Origin of the sequence: Pseudoroseomonas cervicalis (assembly GCF_030818485.1) — a bacterium.
Taxonomy (GTDB): Bacteria; Pseudomonadota; Alphaproteobacteria; order Acetobacterales; family Acetobacteraceae; genus Pseudoroseomonas; species Pseudoroseomonas cervicalis_A.
Genome location: NZ_JAUTAJ010000004.1, coordinates 1,528,234 through 1,550,973, shown reverse-complemented (window position 1 = coordinate 1,550,973; position 22,740 = coordinate 1,528,234). Strand labels below are relative to the sequence as shown.

At 73.4% G+C, this 22,740-nt stretch carries 18 protein-coding genes; 6 read left to right on the top strand and 12 right to left on the bottom strand.

Translation table 11 applies throughout. The features are described 5' to 3' along the window. Positions 1–26: 26 nt before the first annotated feature. From QE401_RS11040 to QE401_RS11010, 7 genes are read right to left on the bottom strand one after another with little or no spacing between them, the layout of a single operon-like run. A complete protein-coding gene (locus QE401_RS11040) occupies positions 27–3,119 on the bottom strand; it encodes an efflux RND transporter permease subunit (protein ID WP_307138251.1) in 3,093 nt (1,030 codons plus the stop codon). A 4-nt stretch (positions 3,120–3,123) separates the two neighbouring features. Beyond that, positions 3,124–6,270: an efflux RND transporter permease subunit gene (locus tag QE401_RS11035; protein WP_307138250.1), complete on the bottom strand. Its 3,147-nt coding sequence runs from the start codon at positions 6,268–6,270 to the stop codon at positions 3,124–3,126. Then, positions 6,267–7,673 (bottom strand): efflux RND transporter periplasmic adaptor subunit, encoded by a 1,407-nt coding sequence (locus QE401_RS11030; RefSeq protein ID WP_307138249.1) that lies wholly within the window; start codon positions 7,671–7,673, stop codon positions 6,267–6,269. Before QE401_RS11030 ends, QE401_RS11035 begins: the two co-directional genes overlap by 4 nt. 21 nt (positions 7,674–7,694) lie before the next feature. Further along, the gene (locus tag QE401_RS11025) at positions 7,695–9,101 is read right to left on the bottom strand and encodes an efflux transporter outer membrane subunit (RefSeq protein ID WP_307138248.1); all 1,407 of its coding nucleotides are present in this window, start codon (positions 9,099–9,101) and stop codon (positions 7,695–7,697) included. Continuing rightward, positions 9,098–9,571, bottom strand: a complete 474-nt coding sequence (locus QE401_RS11020) for a periplasmic heavy metal sensor (protein WP_307138247.1) — start codon at positions 9,569–9,571, stop codon at positions 9,098–9,100. Before QE401_RS11020 ends, QE401_RS11025 begins: the two co-directional genes overlap by 4 nt. Next, positions 9,568–10,044: a flagellar biosynthesis protein FlhF gene (locus QE401_RS11015; protein ID WP_307138246.1), complete on the bottom strand. Its 477-nt coding sequence runs from the start codon at positions 10,042–10,044 to the stop codon at positions 9,568–9,570. Before QE401_RS11015 ends, QE401_RS11020 begins: the two co-directional genes overlap by 4 nt. Further along, positions 10,041–10,706 (bottom strand): sigma-70 family RNA polymerase sigma factor, encoded by a 666-nt coding sequence (locus tag QE401_RS11010; protein WP_307138245.1) that lies wholly within the window; start codon positions 10,704–10,706, stop codon positions 10,041–10,043. The genes QE401_RS11015 and QE401_RS11010 overlap by 4 nt, the downstream gene beginning before the upstream one ends. 280 nt (positions 10,707–10,986) lie before the next feature. On the opposite strand from QE401_RS11010, the gene QE401_RS11005 reads away from it, so the two are divergent. The 4 genes from QE401_RS11005 (at position 10,987) to QE401_RS10990 (ending at position 15,316) form a co-directional block, all read left to right on the top strand. After that, the gene (locus QE401_RS11005) at positions 10,987–11,487 is read left to right on the top strand and encodes a PDC sensor domain-containing protein (protein ID WP_307138244.1); all 501 of its coding nucleotides are present in this window, start codon (positions 10,987–10,989) and stop codon (positions 11,485–11,487) included. Position 11,488: 1 nt separating this feature from the next. Continuing rightward, positions 11,489–13,378 carry a PAS domain S-box protein gene (locus QE401_RS11000; RefSeq protein WP_307138243.1) on the top strand — a complete coding sequence of 630 codons (1,890 nt, stop codon included), beginning with the start codon at positions 11,489–11,491 and terminating at the stop codon, positions 13,376–13,378. Positions 13,379–13,682: 304 nt separating this feature from the next. Continuing rightward, complete coding sequence (locus QE401_RS10995; protein WP_307138242.1) at positions 13,683–14,357, top strand: DedA family protein; 675 nt, start codon at positions 13,683–13,685, stop codon at positions 14,355–14,357. Between the two features lie 95 nt (positions 14,358–14,452). Next, complete coding sequence (locus QE401_RS10990; RefSeq protein WP_307138241.1) at positions 14,453–15,316, top strand: DUF2272 domain-containing protein; 864 nt, start codon at positions 14,453–14,455, stop codon at positions 15,314–15,316. Positions 15,317–15,441: 125 nt separating this feature from the next. Here QE401_RS10990 and QE401_RS10985 read toward each other — a convergent pair whose 3' ends face one another. The 3 genes from QE401_RS10985 to QE401_RS10975 are packed head-to-tail and all read right to left on the bottom strand — an operon-like array spanning position 15,442 to position 18,680. Beyond that, positions 15,442–16,812 (bottom strand): ethanolamine ammonia-lyase subunit EutB, encoded by a 1,371-nt coding sequence (locus tag QE401_RS10985; protein ID WP_307138240.1) that lies wholly within the window; start codon positions 16,810–16,812, stop codon positions 15,442–15,444. A gap of 25 nt (positions 16,813–16,837) precedes the next feature. Further along, a complete protein-coding gene (locus tag QE401_RS10980; protein ID WP_307138239.1) occupies positions 16,838–17,389 on the bottom strand; it encodes a GNAT family N-acetyltransferase in 552 nt (183 codons plus the stop codon). Positions 17,390–17,423: 34 nt separating this feature from the next. Next, positions 17,424–18,680, bottom strand: coding sequence for a TIGR03862 family flavoprotein (locus tag QE401_RS10975; protein WP_307138238.1), 1,257 nt, complete (start codon positions 18,678–18,680; stop codon positions 17,424–17,426). 86 nt (positions 18,681–18,766) lie between these two features. Between QE401_RS10975 and purU the strand changes: the two genes are divergently transcribed. Continuing rightward, positions 18,767–19,720 carry a formyltetrahydrofolate deformylase gene (gene purU, locus QE401_RS10970; protein WP_307138237.1) on the top strand — a complete coding sequence of 318 codons (954 nt, stop codon included), beginning with the start codon at positions 18,767–18,769 and terminating at the stop codon, positions 19,718–19,720. Here purU and ftrA read toward each other — a convergent pair. Next, positions 19,710–20,720 (bottom strand): transcriptional regulator FtrA, encoded by a 1,011-nt coding sequence (gene ftrA, locus QE401_RS10965; protein ID WP_373461433.1) that lies wholly within the window; start codon positions 20,718–20,720, stop codon positions 19,710–19,712. The two genes, purU and ftrA, sit on opposite strands and share 11 nt — an antisense overlap. An 84-nt stretch (positions 20,721–20,804) precedes the next feature. On the opposite strand from ftrA, the gene QE401_RS10960 reads away from it, so the two are divergent. Then, a complete protein-coding gene (locus tag QE401_RS10960; RefSeq protein ID WP_307138236.1) occupies positions 20,805–21,206 on the top strand; it encodes a rhodanese-like domain-containing protein in 402 nt (133 codons plus the stop codon). A gap of 71 nt (positions 21,207–21,277) precedes the next feature. Here the strand turns inward: QE401_RS10960 and QE401_RS10955 are convergent, their stop codons facing one another. Next, a complete protein-coding gene (locus tag QE401_RS10955; RefSeq protein WP_307138235.1) occupies positions 21,278–22,612 on the bottom strand; it encodes an NAD(P)/FAD-dependent oxidoreductase in 1,335 nt (444 codons plus the stop codon). Positions 22,613–22,740 lie beyond the last annotated feature (128 nt).

Genomic DNA, 22,740 nt, shown 5'->3' with positions numbered 1-22,740 from the left:
GGGCGGGGCGGCTTTTCCGCCGCCTGTCACCGCGCGGGCACGGTGGCGCGGCGATTCGCGTGGCGCTGGCGCAGCCGTTCCAGCGCCAGGTAGATCACCGGCGTGGTGTAGAGCGTCAGCAGCTGCGACACGACCATGCCGCCGATGATGGTGATGCCGAGCGGCTGGCGCATCTCCGCCCCCGTGCCGGTGCCGAAGGCCAGCGGCACGGCGCCGAACAGCGCCGCCAGCGTGGTCATCAGGATCGGGCGGAACCGGTCGCGGCAGGCCGCGAGGATCGAGGCCTCGGCATCCGCGCCTTCCTCCCGCGCATGCTCCAGCGCGAAATCGACCATCATGATGGCGTTCTTCTTGACGATGCCCATCAGCAGGATGACGCCGATCAGCGCGATGACGCTGAAGGGCAGGCCGGTGACCAGCAGCGCCAGCAGCGCGCCGATGCCGGCCGTCGGCAGGGTCGAGAGGATGGTCAGCGGGTGGATGTAGCTTTCATACAGCACGCCCAGCACGATGTAGATCGACAGGATCGCCGCCAGGATCAGCAGCGGCTGGTCGCGCGAGAAGGCCTGGAAGGCGGCGGCGTTGCCGCCATATTCGGAGCGGATGCCGGCCGGCAGGTCGAGCCCCAGCTCCACCTCGCGCACCCGCGCCTGCGCCTCGCCGAGCGAGGTGCCGACGGGCAGGTTGAAGCTGATCGTCGCCGCCGGGAACTGGTTGCGGTGGGTGACGCGGAGCGGCGACATGTCGCGCTCGATCCGCGCCACGGCGGAGAGCGGCACCTGCGCATTGTTGCGCCCGGGCAGGAAGATGCGCGCCAGCTGCGTCGCATCCTGCTGCAGCGCCGGGTCGATCTCCAGCACCACATTGTACTGGTTGCGGGTGGCGTAGATGGTGGAGACCTGGCGCTGGGCGAAGGCGTTGTTCAGCGCCGCCCCCAGCGCCTGCATCGAGATGCCGAGCCGCGCCGCCTGGTCGCGGTCCACCACCACGCGGTTGACCAGCCCGCCGCGCTCCTGGTCGCTGGAGACGTCGAAGAAGCCGGGCGTGACGCGCAGCGCCTCGACCATCTGGTTGCTGGCCTCGCGCAGCGCCTCCAGATCGCTGCCGAGCAGCACGTAGGAATATTGCGAATCGCCGGGCCGGCCGCCGACGAACAGATCCTGCTGCGCGCGCAGGAAGACCGAGGCGCCGGCGATGCGCGACAGCGGCGCGCGCAGCCGGTCGATCACCTGCGCGGCGCTCAGCCCGCGCTGCTCGCGCGGCTTCAGCGTGATGTAGAACTGGCCGCTATTGGTGCCGGCGCCGCCGAAGCCGCCGCCGATCTGCGCGCCGACGCTGTCCACCGCCGGGTCGCGCAGGATGATGCGCGTCGCCTGCTCCATGATCTCGCTCATCCGCGCGAAGGAGGTGTCCGGCGCGGCGCGGGCCGCGCCCGCCAGCAGGCCGGTATCCTGCTCCGGGAAGAAGCCCTTGGGCACGATGACATAGAGCCAGACCGTGACGCCGATCAGGCTGAGGCTGGCCAGCAGCGCGGTGCGGCGGAAATGCAGCACGAAGCGCAGGCTGCGCAGATAGGCGTTGAGGATGGCGTCCAGGCCGCGCTCGAAGCCGCGCGCCAGGCGGCCGGGCGGGCGCTCCTCCCCCTCGCGCTCCAGCCGCGCCGCCAGCATCGGCGTCAGCGTCAGCGACAGCACGGCGGAGAGGGTGACGGCGATGGCGAGCGTCGCCGAGAACTCCCGGAAGAAGCGGCCGACAATGCCTCCCATCGCCAGCAGGGGCACGAAGACCGCGATCAGCGAGACGGTGATGGAGATGATGGTGAAGCCGATCTGCCGCGCCCCCTCCAGCGCCGCCTGCATCACCGCCATGCCGCGCGCCCGCATGCGGGCCATGTTCTCCAGCATGACGATGGCGTCGTCGACCACGAAGCCCACCGAGATGGTCAGCGCCATCAGGGAAAAATTGTTGAGCGAATAGCCCAGCATCCAGATGACGAACAGCGTACCGAGCAGCGAGAGCGGCACGGTGACGCTGGCGGCGACCACCGGCGCCAGCCGGCGCAGGAACACCGCCACCACCGCGACCACCAGCGCGATGGTCAGCAGCAGGGTGAATTCCACCTCCTCGACACTGGCGCGGATGGTGCCGGAGCGGTCGCTCATCACGTCGATGCGCACGCCGCCGGGCACCCAGCGCTGCAGCTGCGGCAGCATCTCCTTCACGCCGTTCACCACGTCGATGACATTGGCGTCGGCCTGCTTGAAGACCAGCATCAACGTGGCCTCGCGCTGGTCGAACCAGGCCATCTGCCGGCTGCTCGCCGCGCCCTCGCTGATGCGGGCGATGCGGGAGAGGCGCAGCACCGCGCCATCCTCGGCCTTGACCACCAGCGTCTCGTAATGCGGCGCGCGGCTGAGGCGGTCATTCACCGCGATGCTGGCCGCCTGCTCCTCGCCATCGATCAGCCCGACCGGCTGGGTGACATTCGCCGCGGTGATGGCGGTGCGGATGGCGTCGAAGGAGACCCCGGCCGAAGCCGCCGCCGCCGGGTCGACCGAGACCCGCACCGCGGGCTTCGCCGTGCCCGCCACCTGCACCTGCGCCACACCCTGGATCTGCGCCAGGCGCTGCGCGACGATGCTGTCGGCGACATCGTAGAGCGAGGCGCGCGGCAGGGTGTCGGCGGTCATCGCCAGGATCAGCACCGGCGCGTCGGCCGGGTTGATCTTGCGCACGCTGGGCGGGTTGGGCAGGCCGGAGGGCAGGTCCTGCCGCGCCGCGTTCACCGCCGCCTGCACGTCGCGCGCGGCACTCTCCTGCGTGCGGGAGAGGTCGAACTGGATGATGATGTTGCCGCTGCCGGTGCCGGCGCTCGACGTCATCTCGGTGATGCCGGCGATGGCGCCGATCTGCCGCTCCAGCGGCGCGATCACCGTCGCCGCCAGCGTCTCCGGATTGGCGCCGGGCTGGTTGACGCTGACGAAGATGGTCGGCAGATCGACGCGCGGCATGGCCGAGACCGGCAGGTCGCGCAGCGCCACCAGCCCGGCCAGCGCCAGGCCGAGCGCCAGCAGCAGCGTCGCGATTGGCCGCCGGACGAAGGGGGCGGAGATGTTCATCCGCCTACTCCGCCGCCTCCACCGGCCGCCAGCGGCGCAGGATGGCCAGCCGCACCCGCTCCAGCGCCAGGTAGATGGCCGGGGTGGTGAACAGCGTCACCAGCTGGCTGAGCAGCAGCCCGCCGACGATGGAGACGCCGAGCGGCAGGCGCAGCTCCGACCCCGTGCCCTGCTGCAGCACCAGCGGCAGGGCGCCGAGCAGCGCGGCGGCGGTGGTCATCATGATCGGGCGGAAGCGCAGCATCGAGGCCTCGAAGATCGCCTCATAGGGCGCCATGCCGCGGTCGCGCTGCGCCTCGAGGGCGAAGTCGATCATCATGATGGCGTTCTTCTTGACGATGCCCATCAGCAGGATGATGCCGATCAGCCCGACCACCGACAGGTCCAGCCCCCACAGCTCCAGCGCCAGCAGCGCGCCGATGCCGGCCGAGGGCAGGGTGGAGAGGATGGTGATCGGGTGGAACAGGCTCTCATAGAGCACGCCGAGCACGATGTAGATCACCACCACCGCGGCCAGGATCAGCCAGACCTGGCCTTCCAGCGAGCGGTTGAACTCCGCCGCGTCGCCGGCGAAGCGGCCGGCCGTGGTCTCCGGCATGCCGAGCTCCGCCTCGGCGTTGCGGATGGCGGTCACCGCATCGCCCAGCGCCATGCCGGGGGCCAGGTTGAAGCTGAAGGTGACGGCGGGGAACTGGTTCTCCCGCGTCACCAGCAGCGGCGCGCGGCCGCGGCTGATGCTGGCGATGGCGCCCAGCGGGATCTCGGCATTGGTCGTGGTGGTCGTCGTGCTGTCGCCCGCCGTGCCATTGCCGCTGGTGGTGGTGCCGCTGGCCGTGACGCGCAGATTGGCCAGCATGGCGGGGTCGGGCGCCGTGACCCCGTCCAGCTCCAGCACCACGCGATACTGGTTGGTCTGGCTGTAGATGGTGGAGATCTGCCGCTGGCCGAAGGCGTTGTACAGCGCGTTGTCCACCGCCTGCATGGTGACGCCGAGCCGCGCCGCCTTGTCGCGATCCACCTGCACCTGCAGCTGCAGCCCGTCCTCGCGCTGGTCGGTGGCGATGTCGGTGAGGCCCGGGATGCGCTGCATCGCGGCCAGCATGCGCGGCGCGAAGCCGGCGAGCGTCGCGGCATCGGTGTCGAACAGCGTGTACTGGTACTGCGTCGTGGCGACGCGCGCGCTGATCTGGATGTCCTGCACCGCCTGCGGCCAGGTGGCCAGGCCGGCGATGGCGTCGAGCCGCGGCTGCAGGCGCGCGATGACCGCCTGCACATCCTCTCGCGTCTCGCGCGGCTTCAGCGTCACGGTCAGCCGCCCGGCATTCTGCGTCGCGTTCACCGTGCCGGCGCCTGCCACGGTGCTGACCGAATCCACCGCCGGATCCTGGCGGATCGTCTCCGCCGCCTGCTGCAGCAGCGCCGAGACCCGGGCGAAGGAGGCGTCCTGCGGCCCTTCGGCGCTGATGCGGATCAGCCCGGTATCCTGCACCGGCAGGAAGCCCTTGGGCATGACGATGTAGAGCCAGGCGGTCAGCGCCACCGAGGCGGTGGCGACCAGCAGGGTGATGGTCTCGTGCCGCAGCGCCACGGTCAGGGCGCGGCCATAGCCCTGGCGCATCCGCTCGAAGCCACCCTCGGTCCAGCGGATCAGCGCGTTCGGGCGGTGCTCGCCATGCGGGCGCAGCAGCAGGGCGCACATCATCGGCGTCAGCGTCAGCGAGACGACGAGCGAGACCAGCACGGCCGCCGTCAGCGTCTCGGCGAATTCGCGGAACAGCCGGCCGACCACGCCCTCCATGAACAGCAGCGGGATGAAGACGGCGATCAGCGACAGGCTGAGCGAGACGATGGTGAAGGCGATCTGCTGCGCGCCCTCATAGGCGGCGGCGAGCGGCTTCTTGCCCTGCTCCATCAGCCGGACGATGTTCTCGATCATGACGATGGCGTCGTCCACGACGAAGCCGGTCGCCACCACCAGCGCCATCAGCGACAGGTTGTCGAGCGAATAGCCCATCGCCGACATCACGCCGAAAGTGCCGATGATGGAGAGCGGCAGCGACACCGCCGGCACCAGCGTGGCGCGCCCGCTGCCGAGGAACAGGTAGATCACCGCGACCACCAGCGCGATGCTGAGCACCAGGGTGAACTGCACCTCATGCACGCTGGCGCGGATCGTCTCGGTGCGGTCGCTGACCACGGTCAGCCGCGCGCCCGGCGGCAGCGCGCCCTCCAGCTGCGGCAGCAGGCCGCGGATCTGCTCCACCGTCTGCACGATGTTGGCGCCGGGCTGACGCTGCACATCCAGCAGCACGGCGGGGCGGCCATTGAACCAGGCGCCGTTGCGGGTGTTCTCCAGCCCGTCCACCGCCTCGCCCACATCGCGCAGCCTGACCGGCGCGCCATTGCGCCAGGCCAGCACGATGTCGGCGAAGGCGGCGGGGGCGGTGATCTGGTCGTTCGCCTCGATGCTGGAGGCCTGCAGCGGCCCGTCCAGCGAGCCTTTCGGCGAATTCTGGTTGGCGTTGGCGATCGCCGTGCGCACCGTCTCCAGCCCGATGCCATAGGCGGCGAGCCGCCCGGCATCGAGGCGCAGCCGCACCGCCGGGCGCATATTGCCCTGCACGGTGACGCGGCCGACGCCGCCCGCCTGCGCCAGGCGCTGCGCCAGCAGCGTGTCGGCGACATCGCTGAGCCGGGTGATCGGCAGGTTGTCGGAGGTGAGGGCGAAGGTGATGATCGGCGGGTCGGCCGGGTTCACCTTCGAATAGACCGGCGGGTAGGGCAGGGTGGAGGGCAGGGTGCCGCGCGCCGCGTCGAGCGCCGCCTGCACATCCTGCGCCGCCGCGTCCAGGCTCTTGTCCAGGTTGAACTGCAGCGTGACGCGGGAGGTGCCGGGGCCGCTGACCGAGCTCATGCTGGCCAGGCCCGAGATCTGCGCGAATTGCCGCTCCAGCGAGGCGGTGACCAGCAGCGCCACCGTCTCCGGCGAGGCACCGGGCAGCTGGGTGGAGACCTCGATGGTCGGGAAATCCACCTCCGGCAGGGCGGAGACCGGCAGCCGCAGATAGCCGAAGGCGCCCCACAGCAGCACCGCCACCGCCAGCAGCGTGGTGGCGACGGGGCGGGCGATGAAGGGGGCGGAGAGGTTCACGGCCGCGCCCCGCCGCTGCCGCCGCTGGCCGGCGCGCCGCCGCCCTGGGCCGGGCCGCCGCCGGCGCCGCTGCCCGGCGCGGTGCTGGCCGGCGGGGTGCCGGCGCCACGGCCGCCGCCCGCGCCGCCATCCGGCCCGCTGCCGGAAGCGCCGCCGGGCGCAGCATTGCCGCCACCGCCGCCGGCCCGGCTGCGCGCCGCCCCGGCCTCCGGCCCGCCCGGCGCGCCGGCATTGGCGGCGCCGGCGGCGGGGCGCGTCACTTCCTGGATGCGGCTGCCATTGTTCAGCCGCTGCGCGCCGGAGGTGACGACGCGCTCGCCCGGCTGCAGCCCCTCGGTCACCGCCGCCTCGTTGCGGGTGGTGGGGCCGAGGCGCAGGCTGCGCTGCTCGATGGTCTGGTCCTCCTTGGCGACGAAGACGAAGGGCCCGGCCGGCCCCTGCTGCACCGCCACCAGCGGGATGACGACCGCCTGCGGCACCGTCTCCACCGGCAGGCGCAGGCTGACGAAGGCGCCCGGCCACAGCCGGCGCTGGGCATTGGGGAAGCTGGCCTTGACCTGGATGGTGCCGGTCGCCGCGTCCACCGTGTTGCCGACGGTCAGCAGCGTGCCGCGCTCGGCGCTCTCGCCGCGGGCCGAGGGCAGGGTCTCGACCGGCACCGGGCCGGCCTCCATGGCGCGCAGCAGCCGCGGCAGCTCCTGCTGCGGCAGGGTGAAGTTCACCGCGATGGGGGTGAACTGCGCCAGGCTGACGATGCCATTGGTGTCGCTGCTGGAGACGAGATTGCCCGGATCCACCTGGCGCAGCCCGACGCGCCCGGCGAAGGGGGCGCGGATCACCGTGTCGTCCAGCTGGGCGCGGGCATTGTCGATCGCCGCCTGGTCCTGCGCCAGCTGCGCCTCGTACATGGCGACCTGGGCGCGCTGCGTGTCCACCTGCTGGCGGGTCACGCCATTGGCGCGCAGCAGCCCCTCATAGCGCTGCAGGTCCAGCCGCGCATTGGCCAGCTGCGCCTGGTTGTAGGCGCGCTGGGCCTGGGCCTGGGCCAGCGAGGCGGCATAGGTGCGGTCGTCGATGCGGGCCAGCACCTGGCCCTGCTCGACATCCTGGCCTTCCTGGAACAGCACCTCGAGCAGCTGGCCGGACACCTTGGAGCGCAGGGTGACGCTGTTCAGCGCCTGCACCGTGCCCAGCGCGTCCAGCGTCAGCACCAGATCCTTGCGGCTGGCGGCGGCCAGGGTGACGGGCACCGCCATGCCGGCGCCCATGCCGCGCCCGCCGGCGCCGCGCGCCGCGCTGGCCGGCTCGGCCGGCGCCGCCTGCCGGCTGTGCCAGTAGTAATAGCCCCCGGCGCCGATCGCGGCGATGCCGAGGAGGAGGAGGAGCGTGCGGGTGCGGGCCATGGGGGTATCGGTGGTCCGGTCTCAGCGCCAGCCGCCGCCGAGCGCGCGGAACAGGCCGGTGGCGGCCTGCAGCCGGGACAGCCGCGCCTCCACCAGCGCGTTGCGCGCCGAGAACAGCGTCTGCTGCGTGTTCAGCAGGGTGATCAGGTTGATGGTGCCGAGCCGCAGCTGCGCCTCGGCGATCTGCGCGGCGCGGGCGGCGCGGCTGGCCGCCTCGGCATAGGCCTCCTCCTGCGCCGTGGTCTCGCGCAGCGCCACCAGCGCATCCTCGACATCGCGCAGCGCGTCCAGGATGGCGTAGCGATAGGCGCCGAGCAGCTCCTCCGCCTGGGCCTGGGAGAGTTCCACCTGGCCGCGCCTGGCGCCGCCATCGAAGACGCTCTGCGCCAGGCCTGCGGCCAGCGACCAGACCTGCTGCTCCGGCCGCAGCAGCGTGCCCAGCACGGCGCCGGAGACGCCGCCCTGGGCGGAGAGCGTCAGGCTGGGCAGCAGCGCGGCGCGCGCCACGTCGATATTGGCCTGGGCGGCGGCGAGATTCGCCTCGGCCTGCAGCACGTCCGGGCGGCGGGCCAGCAGCTCGGCCGGCTGGCCGGGGGCGGCGGGGGGCACGCGCAGCCCCTCCAGCCCGCTGCCCGCCACCAGCACCTGCTCCGGCGGCTGGCCGATCAGCAGGGCGATGGCGTTCACCCCCTGGTCGATCGCCTGGCGCAGCGAGGGCAGCTGCGCCTCCTGCTGCGCCACCACCGTCTCCTGCTGGGCGAGGTCGAGGCCGGTCGCCGTCCCCGCCTGCACCTGGCTGCGGATCACCGCCAGCACGCGGCGCGCGGCGTCGACATTCTCGCTCTGCACCCGCAGCCGCTCGCGGTCGGCCAGCAGCGCGAAATAGGTGTTGGCGAGCGAGGCGGTGGTGCTGATGCCGATCGCCCCGGCATTGTAGCGCGCGGCGCGCAGGCTCTGCTCGGCCGAGCGCCGGCTGGCGGCGTTGCCGCCCCAGAGATCGACCTCATAGCTGGCCGAGAGGGTGGCGCCATAGCTGTTGCGGGTGACGGCGCGGCCGCCGCCGCTGCTGCGCTGGCGGGAGGCGCTGACATCGGCATCGATGCTGGGCAGCAGCGCGGCGCCGGCGATGCGCAGCGAGGCATCGGCCTGGCGGATGCGCGCCTCGGCCTGGGCCAGGTCGAGATTGCCCGCCATGGCCAGCGCCATCAGCCGGTCCAGCTCCGGCGCGTTGAAGCCGCGCCACCAATCGGGCTCCGGCCAGCGCACCGGCTCGGCCGCGGCGGCGTGGCGGAAGCTGCCCGCGAGCGGGATGCCGGCGGCGGGCGGGGTGGAGCCGCCGGCGCAGGCGGCCAGCAGCAGCGGCGCCAGCAGCAGCAGGGCCGGCAGGGCGGGCCGGGGGGAGGCGTGTCGAGGCGGAGCGCCGATCATGAGGAGCGGCCGCGGCGTTCCTCGCGCCGCCGGCGCATCTCCTCGGCCAGGCGATGGCGACCCTCGGGCGAGAGGGTGGTGACGGCGTCGATCAGGCTGTCCTCCAGGGTGATGCTGAATTCCTGCCACTGGCCGCGCGCCTCCAGCATGGTGGCGCGCAGCGCGGCGGGGTCGAAGGGCTCTTCCGCCAGCAGCGTCTCGGTGCGTTCGCGCAAGGCCCGGTGCCGGTCGAGCGCGGCCAGCGCCTGGCCCCGGCTGGCTTCCAGGCGGGCCAGGAAGGGGGCGCGCTCGGCCTCCGGCAGGGCGGCGGCCAGCCTGGCCTGGAAGCCGGCCAGGTCGGGGCGCGGCGGCGGCGGTGGCTCGCCCAGGCCGAGCACCGGCGCCAGCAGCAGCGCCGCCAGCACCAGGTTGAGCGCCAGCGCGGCGCCGAGCCCGGCCTTCAGCCAGCTCTGGGAGGAGGGAGGGGTCATTCGGCGTCGAAGGCGAGGGCCAGGACCATGCGGGGCGCCAGCAGCTCGGGCTGCGCCGTCGCGGCCGGGGCGGGCTGCAGCAGCGGCAGGGCCAGCGGCAGCCACAGGGCACAGGCGACCAGCGCCGCCGCCGCGCCGCAGCCGGCCGGCAGCCAGGGACGCAGCCGGGCCGCCAGCGCCGGGCGCGGCCAGGCGCGGCGCAGCCCGGCCGGCCGGAAGGAGCGGGCGGCCGGGGCGGGCCGCCGGGCGATGCTGGCCTCCAGCCGGGCCTGCATGCGGGCCAGCGCGGCGGCATCCGGGCTGGGCTGGGTGTCGCGCAGCACCGCCCCGGCCAGCAGGGCGCGCGCCGCCTCGGAGCGGTCGAGCAGCGCCAGCGCCGCCGCGCGCTGCGGCGCCGGCCAGGCGGCGGGCAGGGCGCCATGGCGGGCCAGCAGCGCGGCGAATCCGGCCTCGGTCATCGGCGGCGCGCTCATGCGCCATCCCCGCGCAGGCGGTCGGCCAGGAAGCGGCGGGCGCGGTGCAGCAGCCCCTCCACCGCGCGCTCCGAGGTCTCCAGCACCGCCGCCGCCTCGGCCCCCGACAGCCCCTGGTCATGGGCGAGCGCCAGGGCGGCGCGCTGGCGCGGCGGCAGCTCGGACAGGGCCTGTTCCAGCAAGGCGCGGCGCTGCCGCTCGGCCAGCGCGGCCTCGGGGCCGGCGGCGGGGTCGGGCCAGTGCTCGGCCAGCGGCAGTGGCGCGGCGCCGCCGCGGCGGCGGCAATGGTCGATCGCCAGGTTGCTGGCGATGCGGTGCAGCCAGGTGGCGAAGCGTGCCCGCTCCGGGTCGAAGCGCGCGGCGTTCTGCCAGGCGCGCAGCAGCGCCTCCTGCGCCACATCCTCGGCCTCGGCGGCGCTGCCGGTGATGCGCTGCGCCAGCCCGTGCAGCCGCGGCAGATGCCGCGCCGCCAGCGCGCCGAAGGCCAGCCGGTCGCCGGCGGCGGCCCAGGCGATCAGCGCCTCGTCGCTCGCCGCCGCCCGGTCACGCGCCAGGGCCGGCAGCAGGGCCTGCGGCGCCGTGGCGCCCGCCGGGCGCTCGGGCCGCAGGGCGGCGCCGGGCCGCAGCAGGGCGAAGGGGGAGAGGGCGCGGGGCAGGGTCATCATCCGGTCTCGTGCCCCCTGATACGCAGCGGGGCGGCGAAACCCACATGGTTTTTTTGCGTCGCACCGATGCTGGACAGGGGATGAAACTTCCGTGAGGCTCTGGTCGTTGCGTCCGGCTGATGCGATGGCAGGCCCGTCCTTTGCGGCCGTGGTGCCGCAGCCGGCCTTCCTGAGGTGACATGCGATGAGGGGGCGGCCAGGCCAGGCGGCGCAGAAGCGGGTCCGATGGCAGGCCCCGTGGCGGCGCGCGGGGCGCCCGGTGCCGGCGGGGCGGCCGGTGCGGCTGCTGGTCGCCGGCGTCATCCTGCTGCCGGCCTCGATCCTCGGCCTGCTGGCCTGGCAGGCCTGGCAGCAGAGCTGGCGCGAGGCGGCGACCGAGGTGAGCCGCTCGGCCGAGGCCGCCGCCGAATACGCGCTGCGCCTGCTGGAAGGGCACAAGCTGCGCGCCCAGCGCGCCAACGACATGCTGCGCGGCCTGTCGGACGGCACCATCCGCGCCGAGCAGGCGCTGCTCAGCGCCCAGCTCAGCACGCTGGTGGCCGAGGCGGGCGGCGAGGCGGTGCTGAACATCTTCGTCTTCGACGCGCGCGGCTATCCGATGGTCAGCGCCACCGTGCCCTCGGTGCCGACCGGGCAGAGCTTCGCCGACCGCGCCTTCAACCGGATGCTGCGCGCGCCCGACGCGCCCTCCGCCGCGGTCAGCGGCCCCTATCGCGGCCGCATCGACGCCGCCGACTATTTCGCCATCACCCTGCGGCGCGAGGGGCGGCGGCAATGACGTGGCGCCCGGCGCCTATCAGGGCGTCATCAACATCTCGGCCCGCACGCAGGAGACGGCGGGGCGGCTGCGCCGGCTGCTGAAGAGCCCGGCCGACAGCCTGGCGCTGCTGCTGGCCGATGGCGGCGTGCTGGTGGCCACCGGGGCGGAGGCGGTGGAAGGCGGCGCGCTGCCCGCCGAATTGCCGCCCCAGGCGGTGCGCGAGGCGCTGCGCCGCGCCACCCCGGCCGCGCCGCCGCCGCGCCTGTTCCGCGATGCCGAGGGGCTGGCCGTGCTGCAGCCGGTGCCGGGCTGGGACGCCTATGCCTTCGCCGCCCGCCCGCGTGAGCAGGTGGTGGCGCGCTGGCGCGGCTCGGTCGGGCGGCTGCTGCTGCTGGGCGGGCCGGCGATGCTGGCGCTGCTCGGCCTGGCGCTGCTGGTCGGGCGCGGCCAGCGCCGGCTGGTCGAGGCCAATGCCGGGCTGGAGCGGCGCGTCGCCGAGCGCACCGCGGCGCTGGCCGCCAGCGAGGAGCGGCTGCGCCTGGCGCAGGAGGCGGCGGGCATCGGCGTCTGGGAGCTGGCGCTCGGCGCCCATGGCCGGCCGGCGCGGCCGCCGGCCGACCGCACCATCTGGTCGGACCAGCAATTCCGCCTGCTGGGCCTGCCCCCCGGCGGGCCGCCGCCCGGGCTGCGCGCGCTGCTGCGCCGCGTGCTGCCGGCCGACCGCATGATGGTGCTGGCGGCGCTGCGCCGCCCGCCGCCGCAGCCGGTGCTGCGCGTGCGGCTGCGCCGCTTCGGCGATGGCGCGCTGCGCTGGCTGTTCCTGACCGGCCAGCGCGTGGCCGGGGAGGGCGGGCGGCCGGCGCGGCTGATCGGCGTGGCCACCGACATCACCGAGCGGCAGCAGAGCGGCGAGGCGCTGCGCGAGGCCGAGGCGCGCTACCGCGCCCTGTTCGACGCCGCGCCCTTCGCCGTCTTCCTGTTCGACCCGGCGACGCATGCCATCCTCGACGTCAATGAGCGCGCCTGCCGCGACTATGGCTACAGCGCCGAGGAGTTCCGGTCCTTGCGCATCGGCGATATCGACGCGCTGGAGCAGGCGGACGCCATCCGCGCCCGTGGCCGGCGCCACCGCATCGGGCCGGATGTGCAGGAATTCGAGGCGCGCCACCGGCTGCGCGACGGTGCGCTGCGCGATGTGATGGTGCGGGTGCAGGGGGTGCGGCTGTCCGGCCGCGACCTGTCCTACGCCGCGCATATGGACATCACCGCCCGCAAGCATGCCGAGGAGCAGCGCCTGTTGCTGGCGCGCGAGGTCGACCACCGCGCCAAGAACGTGCTGGCCCTGGTGCAGGCGGCGCTGCGGCTGACCCCGAAGGAGGATGCCGCCGCCTATACCGCCGCGGTGGAGGGGCGCGTCATGGCGCTGGCCCGCGCCCACACCCTGCTGGCCCAGGGCTACTGGACCGGCGCCGAGCTGCGCGACCTGCTGGAGGGCGAGCTGGCGGCCTTCCTGGCGCCGGCCGAAGGCGCCGAGCCCGGCGCGCCGCGCGTGCTGCTGGAGGGGCCGCCGGTGACGCTGCCGCCGGCCCTGGCGCAGGGCGTCTCCATGGTGCTGCACGAGCTGGCGACCAATGCCACCAAGCATGGCGCCCTGTCGCGCGAGGGCGGCACGGTGCGCGTCGCCTGGTCGGTCAGCGAGGAGCCCGCCCGGCTGCGGCTGCGCTGGACCGAGCGCGGCGGCCCGCCGCTCTCCGGCGCGCCGCGCCGGGCCGGCTTCGGCTCCCGCATGCTGGAGGCGACGATCGGCCGCCAGCTCGGCGGCGCGGTGCGGCGCGACTGGCGGCCGGAGGGGCTGGAATGCGAGCTGGAGCTGCCGCTGCCCGCCCCGCAGCATCGCGACGCCGCCTGAGCGGCCTGGTGTCCGGGGCGGTTTGACCCGCCCCGGCCAGGGCGGCTACAGCCGCGGCATGACCGCCATCACACGCCGCCGCGTGCGGGTTTCCGGGCGGGCCTGGGCTTTGCCGGCCGGGCCGGGCGCAGAACAGGGCAAGCAATGGCAAGGCCAACGCTGTCCTGGCGGCCTGTCTCCCAACTTTCTCGAAAATAGTCACGAAGCTGTGAAAACGTGATTTCCAGGCGGGCGGGTTTTCCCGCATCGTCCCATGGCTCAGCCGGGAGGAAACAGGGTGGCCGAGTTCTGGTCGGATTGGGGTATGCTGGCTTACCTGGCCGCGGCGGCCTGGGCGTTCTTTGAAGGCGAGACCTTTGTCATCCTGGCAGCCGCCGCCGGGCAGGCCACCGGGCTGATCGATCCCTGGCTGCTGATGGTGTCGGTCTGGATCGGCTCCTTCCTGGGCGACCAGCTCTGGTTCACGCTGGGGCAGCGCTACGGGGTGAAGGCGCTGCGCCGCATTCCCGGCGCCGAGAAGCGGCTGGCCACCGCCATGGGCTTCCTGCAGCGCTACGGCACGCTGTTCGTGCTGACCTTCCGCTTCGTCTATGGCGTGCGCAACGTGGCCTCGGCCGCCTGCGGCATCGCCGGCATGAAGCGCTCGCGCTTCGCCTTCCTGAACTTCATCGCGGCCGGGCTCTGGGCCTCCTCCTTCGTCGCCGCCGGCTGGTTCGCCGTCGCCTGGCTGGGCGAGGAGAACACCATGCACGCGCTGGCCGGCATCGGCGTGCTGGTCGTCTCCGTACTGCTCTACAAGATCGTCCGCCACTGGATGCGCCGCCGCAGCCAGCCCGCGCTGGCCGAGGACAACACGCCGCCGGTGGCGCTGCTCCGCGACCCGAAGCTGCCCGAGGATCCGCCGGCCGCCGCGCGCCCCGAGGCGCCGCCGGCCTCCGGCCCGGCCCAGGGCGCCACGCTGAAGCGCCTGGCGGTCTGACCGCCGCGACCGCCGCCGGCAAATTTCGCCGGCCGCGGTGACGCCCGCCGCCCTGCTGCGTTGCACCGCCGCAGCAGCAGCGGAGGGGTCGGCGCATGGCGCATCGCGGGGGGAAGGGCAAGGGGCGGGCCCGGCTGGGTCTGGCCGGCGCATTGGCGGGATTGCTGCTGGTGGCGGGCTGCGCCGGCGCGCCGCCGCCACCCCCCACCGCCGACAGCCTGCGCCCGCTGCCCGCCTGGCGCGCCCGCCTGGCCGAGGCCGCCATGGCCGAATGGCGCGCCTGGGGGCAGATCACCCTGGATGGCTGGCCCGAGACCCTGCCGCGGGAGCCCGACCCCCGGCTGTTCGACCGCATCATGACCTATTGGGCCTCGGTGCCCGGCGAGGGCGAGCCGGTGATCCGCCGCCACACCCAGACGCATGACGCGCTGATGGCCGGGCTGGCCGAGAGCGCCCTGCCGGGGGAGCCGCCGCCGGCGCTGCCCTCGATCTCGCTCTGGGCCTGGCCGGCCTGGTCGGCGGCCTTCATCTCCTATGTCATGGGGCAGGCCGGGGTGCCGTCCTATGTCTTCCCGCCCTCCGCCTCGCACGCCTTCTACATCGACGCGCTGCTGTGGCAGGCGCAGGGCGACCCGGCCCGCGCCGCCTTCCTGCCGCATGACCCGGCGGAATACGCGCCGCGCCCGGGCGATCTGATCTGCGCCGACCGCGCCAGCCGTCCGATGCTGCACTGGCAGGAGCGGCTGTCGGAAAGCGGCCAGTTCCGGCCGATGCATTGCGACATCGTAGTCGCGGCCGGAGGCGGGCTGGTGCAGGCGATCGGCGGCAATGTGCGCGACGCCGCGGTGCTGCGGCGCTTCCCCGCCGATGCGCAGGGGCGCGCCCTGCCGCCGCCGCCGGACAAGCCGCCCTTCGTGCTGATCCTGGAGAACAGGATGGATGTGGCGGCGGGATCCTAGGATCTTCTTTTTCTGAAGAAAAAGAAGCAAAAAGACTTTCTTTCCGTTTGGCGTCCCGCCTCAGGCCCTATGCGGGACGCCAACTGACAGAAGTTTTTTGGTTCTTTTTTTTCAAAAAAGAACTCTTACCCTAACAATATCTGCGCCGCTTTCGGCGCCACCTGCCGGATGCGCCCCGCCGCATCGCGCAGCTCCATCGCATCCAGCCAGGCCTCGAATTCCGGCGCCAGGCCCAGCCCCAGCATGCCGCGCAGCGCCAGCACGTCGTGGAAGGACAGGCTCTGGTAGTTCAGCATCACGTCATCCGCGCCGGGCACCGCGATCAGGAAATTCACCCCGGCGACGCCGAGCAGCGTCATCAGCGTGTCCATGTCGTCCTGGTCGGCCTCGGCATGGTTGGTGTAGCAGACATCCACCCCCATCGGCAGGCCGAGCAGCTTGCCGCAGAAATGGTCCTCGAGGCCCGCGCGCAGGATCTGCTTGCCGTCGTAGAGGTATTCGGGGCCGATGAAGCCCACCACCGTGTTCACCAGCAGCGGGCGGAAGGCGCGGGCCACGCCATAGGCGCGGGCCTCGACCGTCTGCTGGTCGATGCCGTGATGGGCGTCCGCCGAGAGGGCGGCGCCCTGGCCGGTCTCGAAATACATGACGTTGTCGCCCACCGTGCCGCGCTGCAGCGATTGCGCCGCCGCCTGCGCCTCCCGCAACAGGGAGAGCGTCACGCCGAAGCCGGCATTGGCGGCCTCGGTCCCGGCGATGGACTGGAACACCAGGTCCACCGGCGCGCCGCGCTCGATCATGGCGATGCTGTTGGTGACATGGGTCAGCACGCAGCTCTGCATCGGGATGGCGTGGCGCAGGCGCAGCGCCTCCAGCATCTCGGTCAGCGCGATGCAATTGGGCAGATTGTCGGTGGCGGGGTTGATGCCGATCACCGCATCGCCGCTGCCCAGCAGCAGCCCGTCGAAAGTGGCGGCGGCGATGCCCTGCGGGTCGTCGCTCGGGTGGTTGGGCTGCAGGCGGGTGGCCAGCCGCCCGGGCAGGCCGATGGTGGTGCGGAAGCCGGTGACGACGCGGCATTTTGCCGAGACCGCCACCAGATCCTGGTTGCGCATCAGCTTGGAGACGGCGGCGGCCATTTCCGGCGTCACCCCCGGCGCCACCGCGGCGAGCGCCGCGGCATCGGTCGCGTGGTCCAGCAGCCAGTCGCGGAAATCGCCCACATTCTTGCCGCGCAGCGGGGCGAAGGCGGCCTGGTCATGGCTGTCCAGGATCAGCCGCGTCACCTCATCCCGCGCATAGGGGATCAGCGCATCGTCGAGGAAGGCGGTGAGCGGCAGCTCGGCCAGCGCCATGCGGGCGGCGATGCGCTGCGCATCGCTCTCCGCCGCCAGCCCGGCCAGCTCGTCGCCCGAGCGGCGGGGCGAGGCGCGGGCCAGCAGCGTCGCCAGATCGGCGAAGACATGGCGCTCGCCACCGGCCAGGCTGCGATGCATGCGGACCTCCCTTGCTGCTTCCGCCTCAGGCGGGTTCGCGGGCCGGGGGCGTGCTGTCGCCCTCGCCCAGGGCACGCTGCAGCAGCACCACATCCAGCCATTCGCCATGCTTGCGCCCGACCGAGCGCAGCGTGCCGACCGGGGTGAAGCCTGCCGCCTCATGCAGCCGGATGGAAGCCATGTTGTTGCTGTCGCCGATGACAGCGATCATCTGGCGGAAGCCCAGAGCCTCGCAGGCGCTGATCAGCGCGGCCAGAAGCTGGCGGCCGAGGCCGCGCCCGACCGCATCCGCCCGCACATAGATCGAGTTCTCGACCGTGTTGCCATAGGCGGCGCGCGGCCGGTAGGCGCCGGCATAGGCATAGCCCAGCACCTCGCCCGCCACCTCGGCCACCAGATAGGGCATGCCGGCCTGCAGGATGGCCGCGTGGCGGCGGCGCATCTCGTCGAGATCGGGCGGCGCCGTCTCGAAGGAGGCGCGGCCATGCGCCACGTGATGGGCGTAGATGGCGGCGATGGCGGGGAGGTCCGCCTCGGCGGCGGGGCGGAGCGTCAGGCTGGGTGCGGTGCTGCTCATGGCGCCGGGGAGGGTAGCAAGAAGCGCGCCGCCGTCAGCGCCCTTCCTGCAGCCAGCCCAGCAGGCCGAGCGCCGCGGCGCGCCCGGTGGCGAAGCAGGCCTGCAGCAGATAGCCGCCGGTCGGCGCCTCCCAGTCCAGCATCTCGCCGGCGGCGAAGAGCCCGGGGCGATCGCGCAGCATCAGCCCCGCATCCAGCGCCGCCAGCGACAGCCCGCCGGCCGAGGAGATGGCGCGCTCCAGCCCCTGCGGCGCGGTGAGCCGCAGCGGCAGCGCCTTGACCAGATGGGGCAGCTCGGATTGCTGGGCGCCGCCATGCAGCGCCTCCTGCAGCAGGGCAATGGAGACCGGCGGCAGGCCAAGGGATTTGCGCAGGAAGGCGGAAAGCGACTGCCCCCGGCGCGGCGCCGCCAGCCGGCGCGCCACCTCCGCCGCCTCCAGGTCCGGCCGCAGATCCAGCGTGGGGATGGCCTCGCCGCGCTGCTCCAGCGCCTGGCGCAGCGCGGCGGAGAGGGCATAGACCGCGCCGCCCTCGATGCCGTCGCGTGTCAGCACCGCCTCGCCGCGCACCACGCGGCCCTCGAAGCACAGGGCGATGCGCTTCAGCGGCGTGCCGGCGAAACGCTCGCGCAGCAGCGCGGACCAGGCGATGCGGAAGCCCATATTCGAGGGCCGCCAGGGCGCCACCGGCAGGCCCGGCAGGGCCTGGACCCAGCCGCCATCGGCGCCGAGCCGCGGCCAGGAGGCACCGCCCAGCGCCAGCAGCGTGGCGCGCGGGCGGATCGCCACCTCGCCCTCGGGGGTTGCGAAGCGCAGCGCATTCCCTGGCCCGAAGCCCAGCCAGTCATGCCGGGTGCGGATCCCGACCCCGAGCCCGGCCAGCCGCGCCAGCCAGGCCCTCAGCAGCGGCGACGCCTTCATGGCGCGCGGGAAGACGCGGCCGGAGCTGCCGGTGAAGAGCGGCTGGCCGAGATCCTCGGCCCATTGCATCAGCGCCGCGGGCGGGAAGGCGCGGATCGCCGCCTCCAGCGCCGGCGCGGCCGCGCCATAGCGGGTGAGGAAGCCGGGCAGCGGCTCGGAATGCGTCAAATTCAGCCCGCCGCGCCCGGCCATGAGGAATTTGCGGGCGACCGAGGGCATGCGGTCGAAGACCACGACGCGCTGCCCGGCCTGGGCCAGGGTCTCGGCCGCCATCAGCCCGGCCGGGCCGGCGCCGAGCACGGCCACCGCATCAAGGGGGAGGGGGCTTTGGGTCACCCGCGCCTTATGGCGCGGAACCGGCGGCGCCGCCATGCGCCGATGCTGTGCATTTGCCCATTGGCAGGGCGGGCCGCAGCGCCTAACCCCTGGCTTCCGTTTTCCCGGACCCGAGCGAGACGATGACCGACAAGCTGCCCGCCCTTCCTGCCTCCCTCCCGCTGGCCCAGCCGGGCGAGGGCGGTCGCGCGGGCGGTCCGGGCCAGGCCCTGGCGCGCGCCAACACGGTCTTCGTGCTGACGCTGAACTGCGTCAACCGCCCCGGCATCGTCGCCGCCGTCGCCTCCGCGCTGTTCGAGGCCGGCGGCAATATCCGCGAGGCGCAGCAATTCGACGACACCGGCACCGGCCGCTTCTTCATGCGCGTCGTCTTCGACGTGCCGGCGGCGGTGGAGCGCGCGGCGCTGGAGGCGGCGCTGCTGACGGTTGCCACCCGCTTCGGCATGGACTGGACGCTGCGCGACCGCGCGGCGAAGCGGCGCGTCATGCTGCTGGTCAGCAAATTCGACCATTGCCTGGCCGATCTGCTGTATCGCTGGCGCATCGGCGAGCTGCCGATGGAGCTGACCGGCATCGTCTCCAACCATCCGCTGGAGAATTATGCGCATCTCGACTTCACCGGCGTGCCCTTCCACCATTTGCCGGTGACCAAGGCGACCAAGATGGAGCAGGAGGCGGAGATCTGGCGCCTGTTCCAGGAGAGCCGCTCGGACCTGATGGTGCTGGCGCGCTACATGCAGGTGCTGTCGGACGGGCTCTCGGCCAAGCTGCCGGGGCGCTGCATCAACATCCACCATTCCTTCCTGCCCGGCTTCAAGGGCGCGCGCCCCTACCACCAGGCGCATGCGCGCGGCGTCAAGCTGATCGGCGCCACGGCGCATTTCGTCACCGCCGATCTGGATGAGGGCCCGATCATCGAGCAGGATGTCGAGCGCATCAGCCATGCCGACACCGCCGAGGATCTGGTGCGCAAGGGCCGCGACATCGAGCGCCGGGTGCTGGCCCGCGCCATCGCCTTCTATCTCGAGGACCGTATCATCCTGAACGGCAACAAGACGGTGGTGTTCACCGGCTGAGGCCGAAGCGCGCCCGGTAGGCGGCGGGCGTCACCCCGAGCGCCGCCTTGAAATGCTGGCGGAAGCCCAGCGCGCTGCCGAAGCCGCAGGCCTCCGCCGCCTCCGCGACGCTGCTGCCGGTCTCCAGCAGGTCGCGGGCGCGCGCCACGCGCTCGGCCAGCAGCCAGGCGCCCGGGCTCATGCCCAGCGACTGGCGGAAATGCCGGTGCAGCCCGCGCGGGCTGAGCGCCGCGGCCCGCGCCATGCGGGCGATGTCCCAGTCTTCCGCCAGCGCGCCGCGCACCGCGTCCAGCAGCGGCGCCAGCTTGCTGCCATGGCCGCGCGCCGGCGGCAGCGGCCGCTCGACGAACTGCGCCTGGCCGCCCTGGCGCTGCGGCGGGATCACCAGCCGCCGCGCCACGGCGTTGGCGCGCGCGGCCCCGAAATCGCGCCGCACCAGATGCAGGCAGAGATCCAGCCCGGCGGCGCTTCCGGCCGCCGTCAGCACGCTGCCCTCATCGACATAGAGCACATCGGGCACCAGAGTCAGGCCGGGATGCCGCGCGGCGAGCGCCGGGAAGTAGCGCCAATGCGTGGTGGCGCGGCGGCCCTCCAGCAGCCCGGCTGCGGCCAGCACGAAGGCGCCGGAGCAGAGCGAGAGCAGCCGTGCCCCGCGCGCATGCGCGCTCCGCAGCGCGTCGCACAGCGCCTCGGGCACCGGCGCCTCCGCCCCGCGCCAGCCGGGGATGATGATGGTGCCGGCCTCGGCCAGCAGCGCGGCGCCGCCCTCGGCCAGGATGCGGATGCCGCCCTGGGCGCGCAGCGGGCCGGGCTCCAGGCTGGCGACCGCGCAGCGATACCATTCCGCGCCGAATTCCGGCCGCGGCAGGGCGAAGACCTCCAGCGCGCAGCCGAATTCGAAGGTGCAGAGCCCGTCATAGGCCAGCACCACGACCAGCGGGTTCGCCGGTGCGCGGGGCGCGGGCAGGCAGGATGGCGGGGCCGGAAGCATGTCTGGCATGATCCTGATCCTAGGTGTCCTTTCTGCCACTCACCAGCCCGGTTTGCGCCGGGGCAGGATCGGGATGTCCAGAGGAGACACAGGATGAACCCCGTCACCGCCGCCCCCGCCGCCCCCGCCGCCGAGGCCGCCGCGCATTTCGCCCGCCGCCTGACGCTGGAGACCGATTGCGCCGATGTCGCCGCTGGCTTGGCCCTGCCCGAGCCCGGCTTCGTGCTGCTGGATGTGCGCGGCCCCAACGCCTTCGCCCGCGGCCATGTGCCCGGCGCGCTGAACCTGCCGCACGCGGCCATCACGGCGGAGCGCATGGCGGAATGGCCGGAGGGCACGCTGTTCGTCGTCTATTGCGCCGGGCCGCATTGCAATGGCGGCGATCGCGGCGCGCTGCGCCTGGCGCAGCTCGGCCGGCCGGTGAAGCTGATGCTGGGCGGCATCACCGGCTGGGTCGATGAAGGCTTCGCGCTGGAGAAAGTGGAAAGAAGCTGAAAAAACTCCGGGGCGCTGCCCCGGGCCCCGCTGGGGTGGCAGGGCCACCCCAGACCCCGCCTTCCGTCAGGCTACTCCATCTTCACCCGCGGCGAGCTGGCCTTGCGCAGCGCGTCCGCCATCCAGAACAGCAGCGAGCGCAGCAGCCCGTGCAGCGCCAGCTGGTGCCGGCGATACAGCGAGGCATAGCTCCACTGCGCGAAGCGGCCCTGGATGAAGGTGCCGCCGCCCAGCAGCCCGTGCCGGCCCAGGCTGCCGAAGGCGTTGTAATGGCCGAGCGCCACCAGCGCCCCGCCATGCCGGTAGTGGAAGGGCGGCACCGGCGCCTGGCCGGCCAGATGCGCCGGCAGATGCTGCGCCAGATGCCGCGCCTGCTGCTGCGCCACCTGGGCGGTGGCGCCGAGCGGCCGCTCCTCCCCCTCCGGCACCAGCCAGGCGGCGTCGCCGATGACGAAGATGCGCTCGTCGCGTGTGGTCTGCAGATTGGGGCGCACCACCAGCTGGCCGCTGCGCGCGCTCTCCAGCCCGGCGAGATTGTCCAGCACCGCCGGCGCCCGCACCCCGGCGGCCCAGACCTTCAGCACGGCCGGGATGCGCCGGCCATCCTTCAGCAGCAGCGCGTCCTCGACCACCTCGACCACCTGCGCGCCGGTCAGCACGGTGACGCCCTGGCGCTCCAGCTCCTGGCGCGAGGCCTCGGCCACCCGCTCCGGCAGCGCGCCCAGGATGCGCGGCGCGGTCTCCACCAGGGTCAGCCGCAGCCGCTTGCGCAGCCCCTCGAAACCATAGCCGGCGGCGAGGTCGAGCGCGGTGTTGATCTCGGCGGAGAGCTCGACCCCGGTGGCCCCGGCGCCGACGATGGCGATGTCGAGCGTCGCATCCTCCGGCCCCGCCAGCTGGCGGATCACCGCGCTGCGCAGCGCGGTGTTGAACTCCTCCGCCTGGCTGCGGCTGTCGATGAAGCGGCAATGCTCGCGCACGCCGGGAATGCCGAAATCATTGGCCCGGCTGCCCAGCGCCAGCACCAGCGTGTCGTAGAGGATCTCGCGCGGTGGCAGGATCTCCCGGCCATCCGGGCCGCGCAGCGGGCCGAGCTGCAGCAGCCGCTTCTCGCGGTCCAGCCCCAGCATCTCGCCCGGCAGGTAGCGGAAGCCGTGCCGGCTGGCCTGGACGATGAAGCTCACCTGCTCCTGCCCGGTGTCCAGCGTGCCGGCGGCGACCTCGTGCAGCCGCGGCTTCCAGATATGCGCGAAGTCGCGATCCACCAGCAGGATCTCATGGCTGCCGGCCGCGGGGCTCTGCCGGCCATGCCGGGTGCCGAGGCGCGGCCCCAGCCGGGTCGCCAGATGGATGCCGCCGGCGCCGCCGCCGACGATGACGATACGATGCGGGGTGGGGATGGTCATGGCGGTCCTCCGAACGGGAAGGGGGCGGCCCCTCGCGGCGCCGCCCCCTCCGTCTCTTCAGCGAACATCATCGCTCACTCTGGTCAGCAACCGGGGCAGGGCGCCGGGGTTGCCGGCGCCGCCCCCGG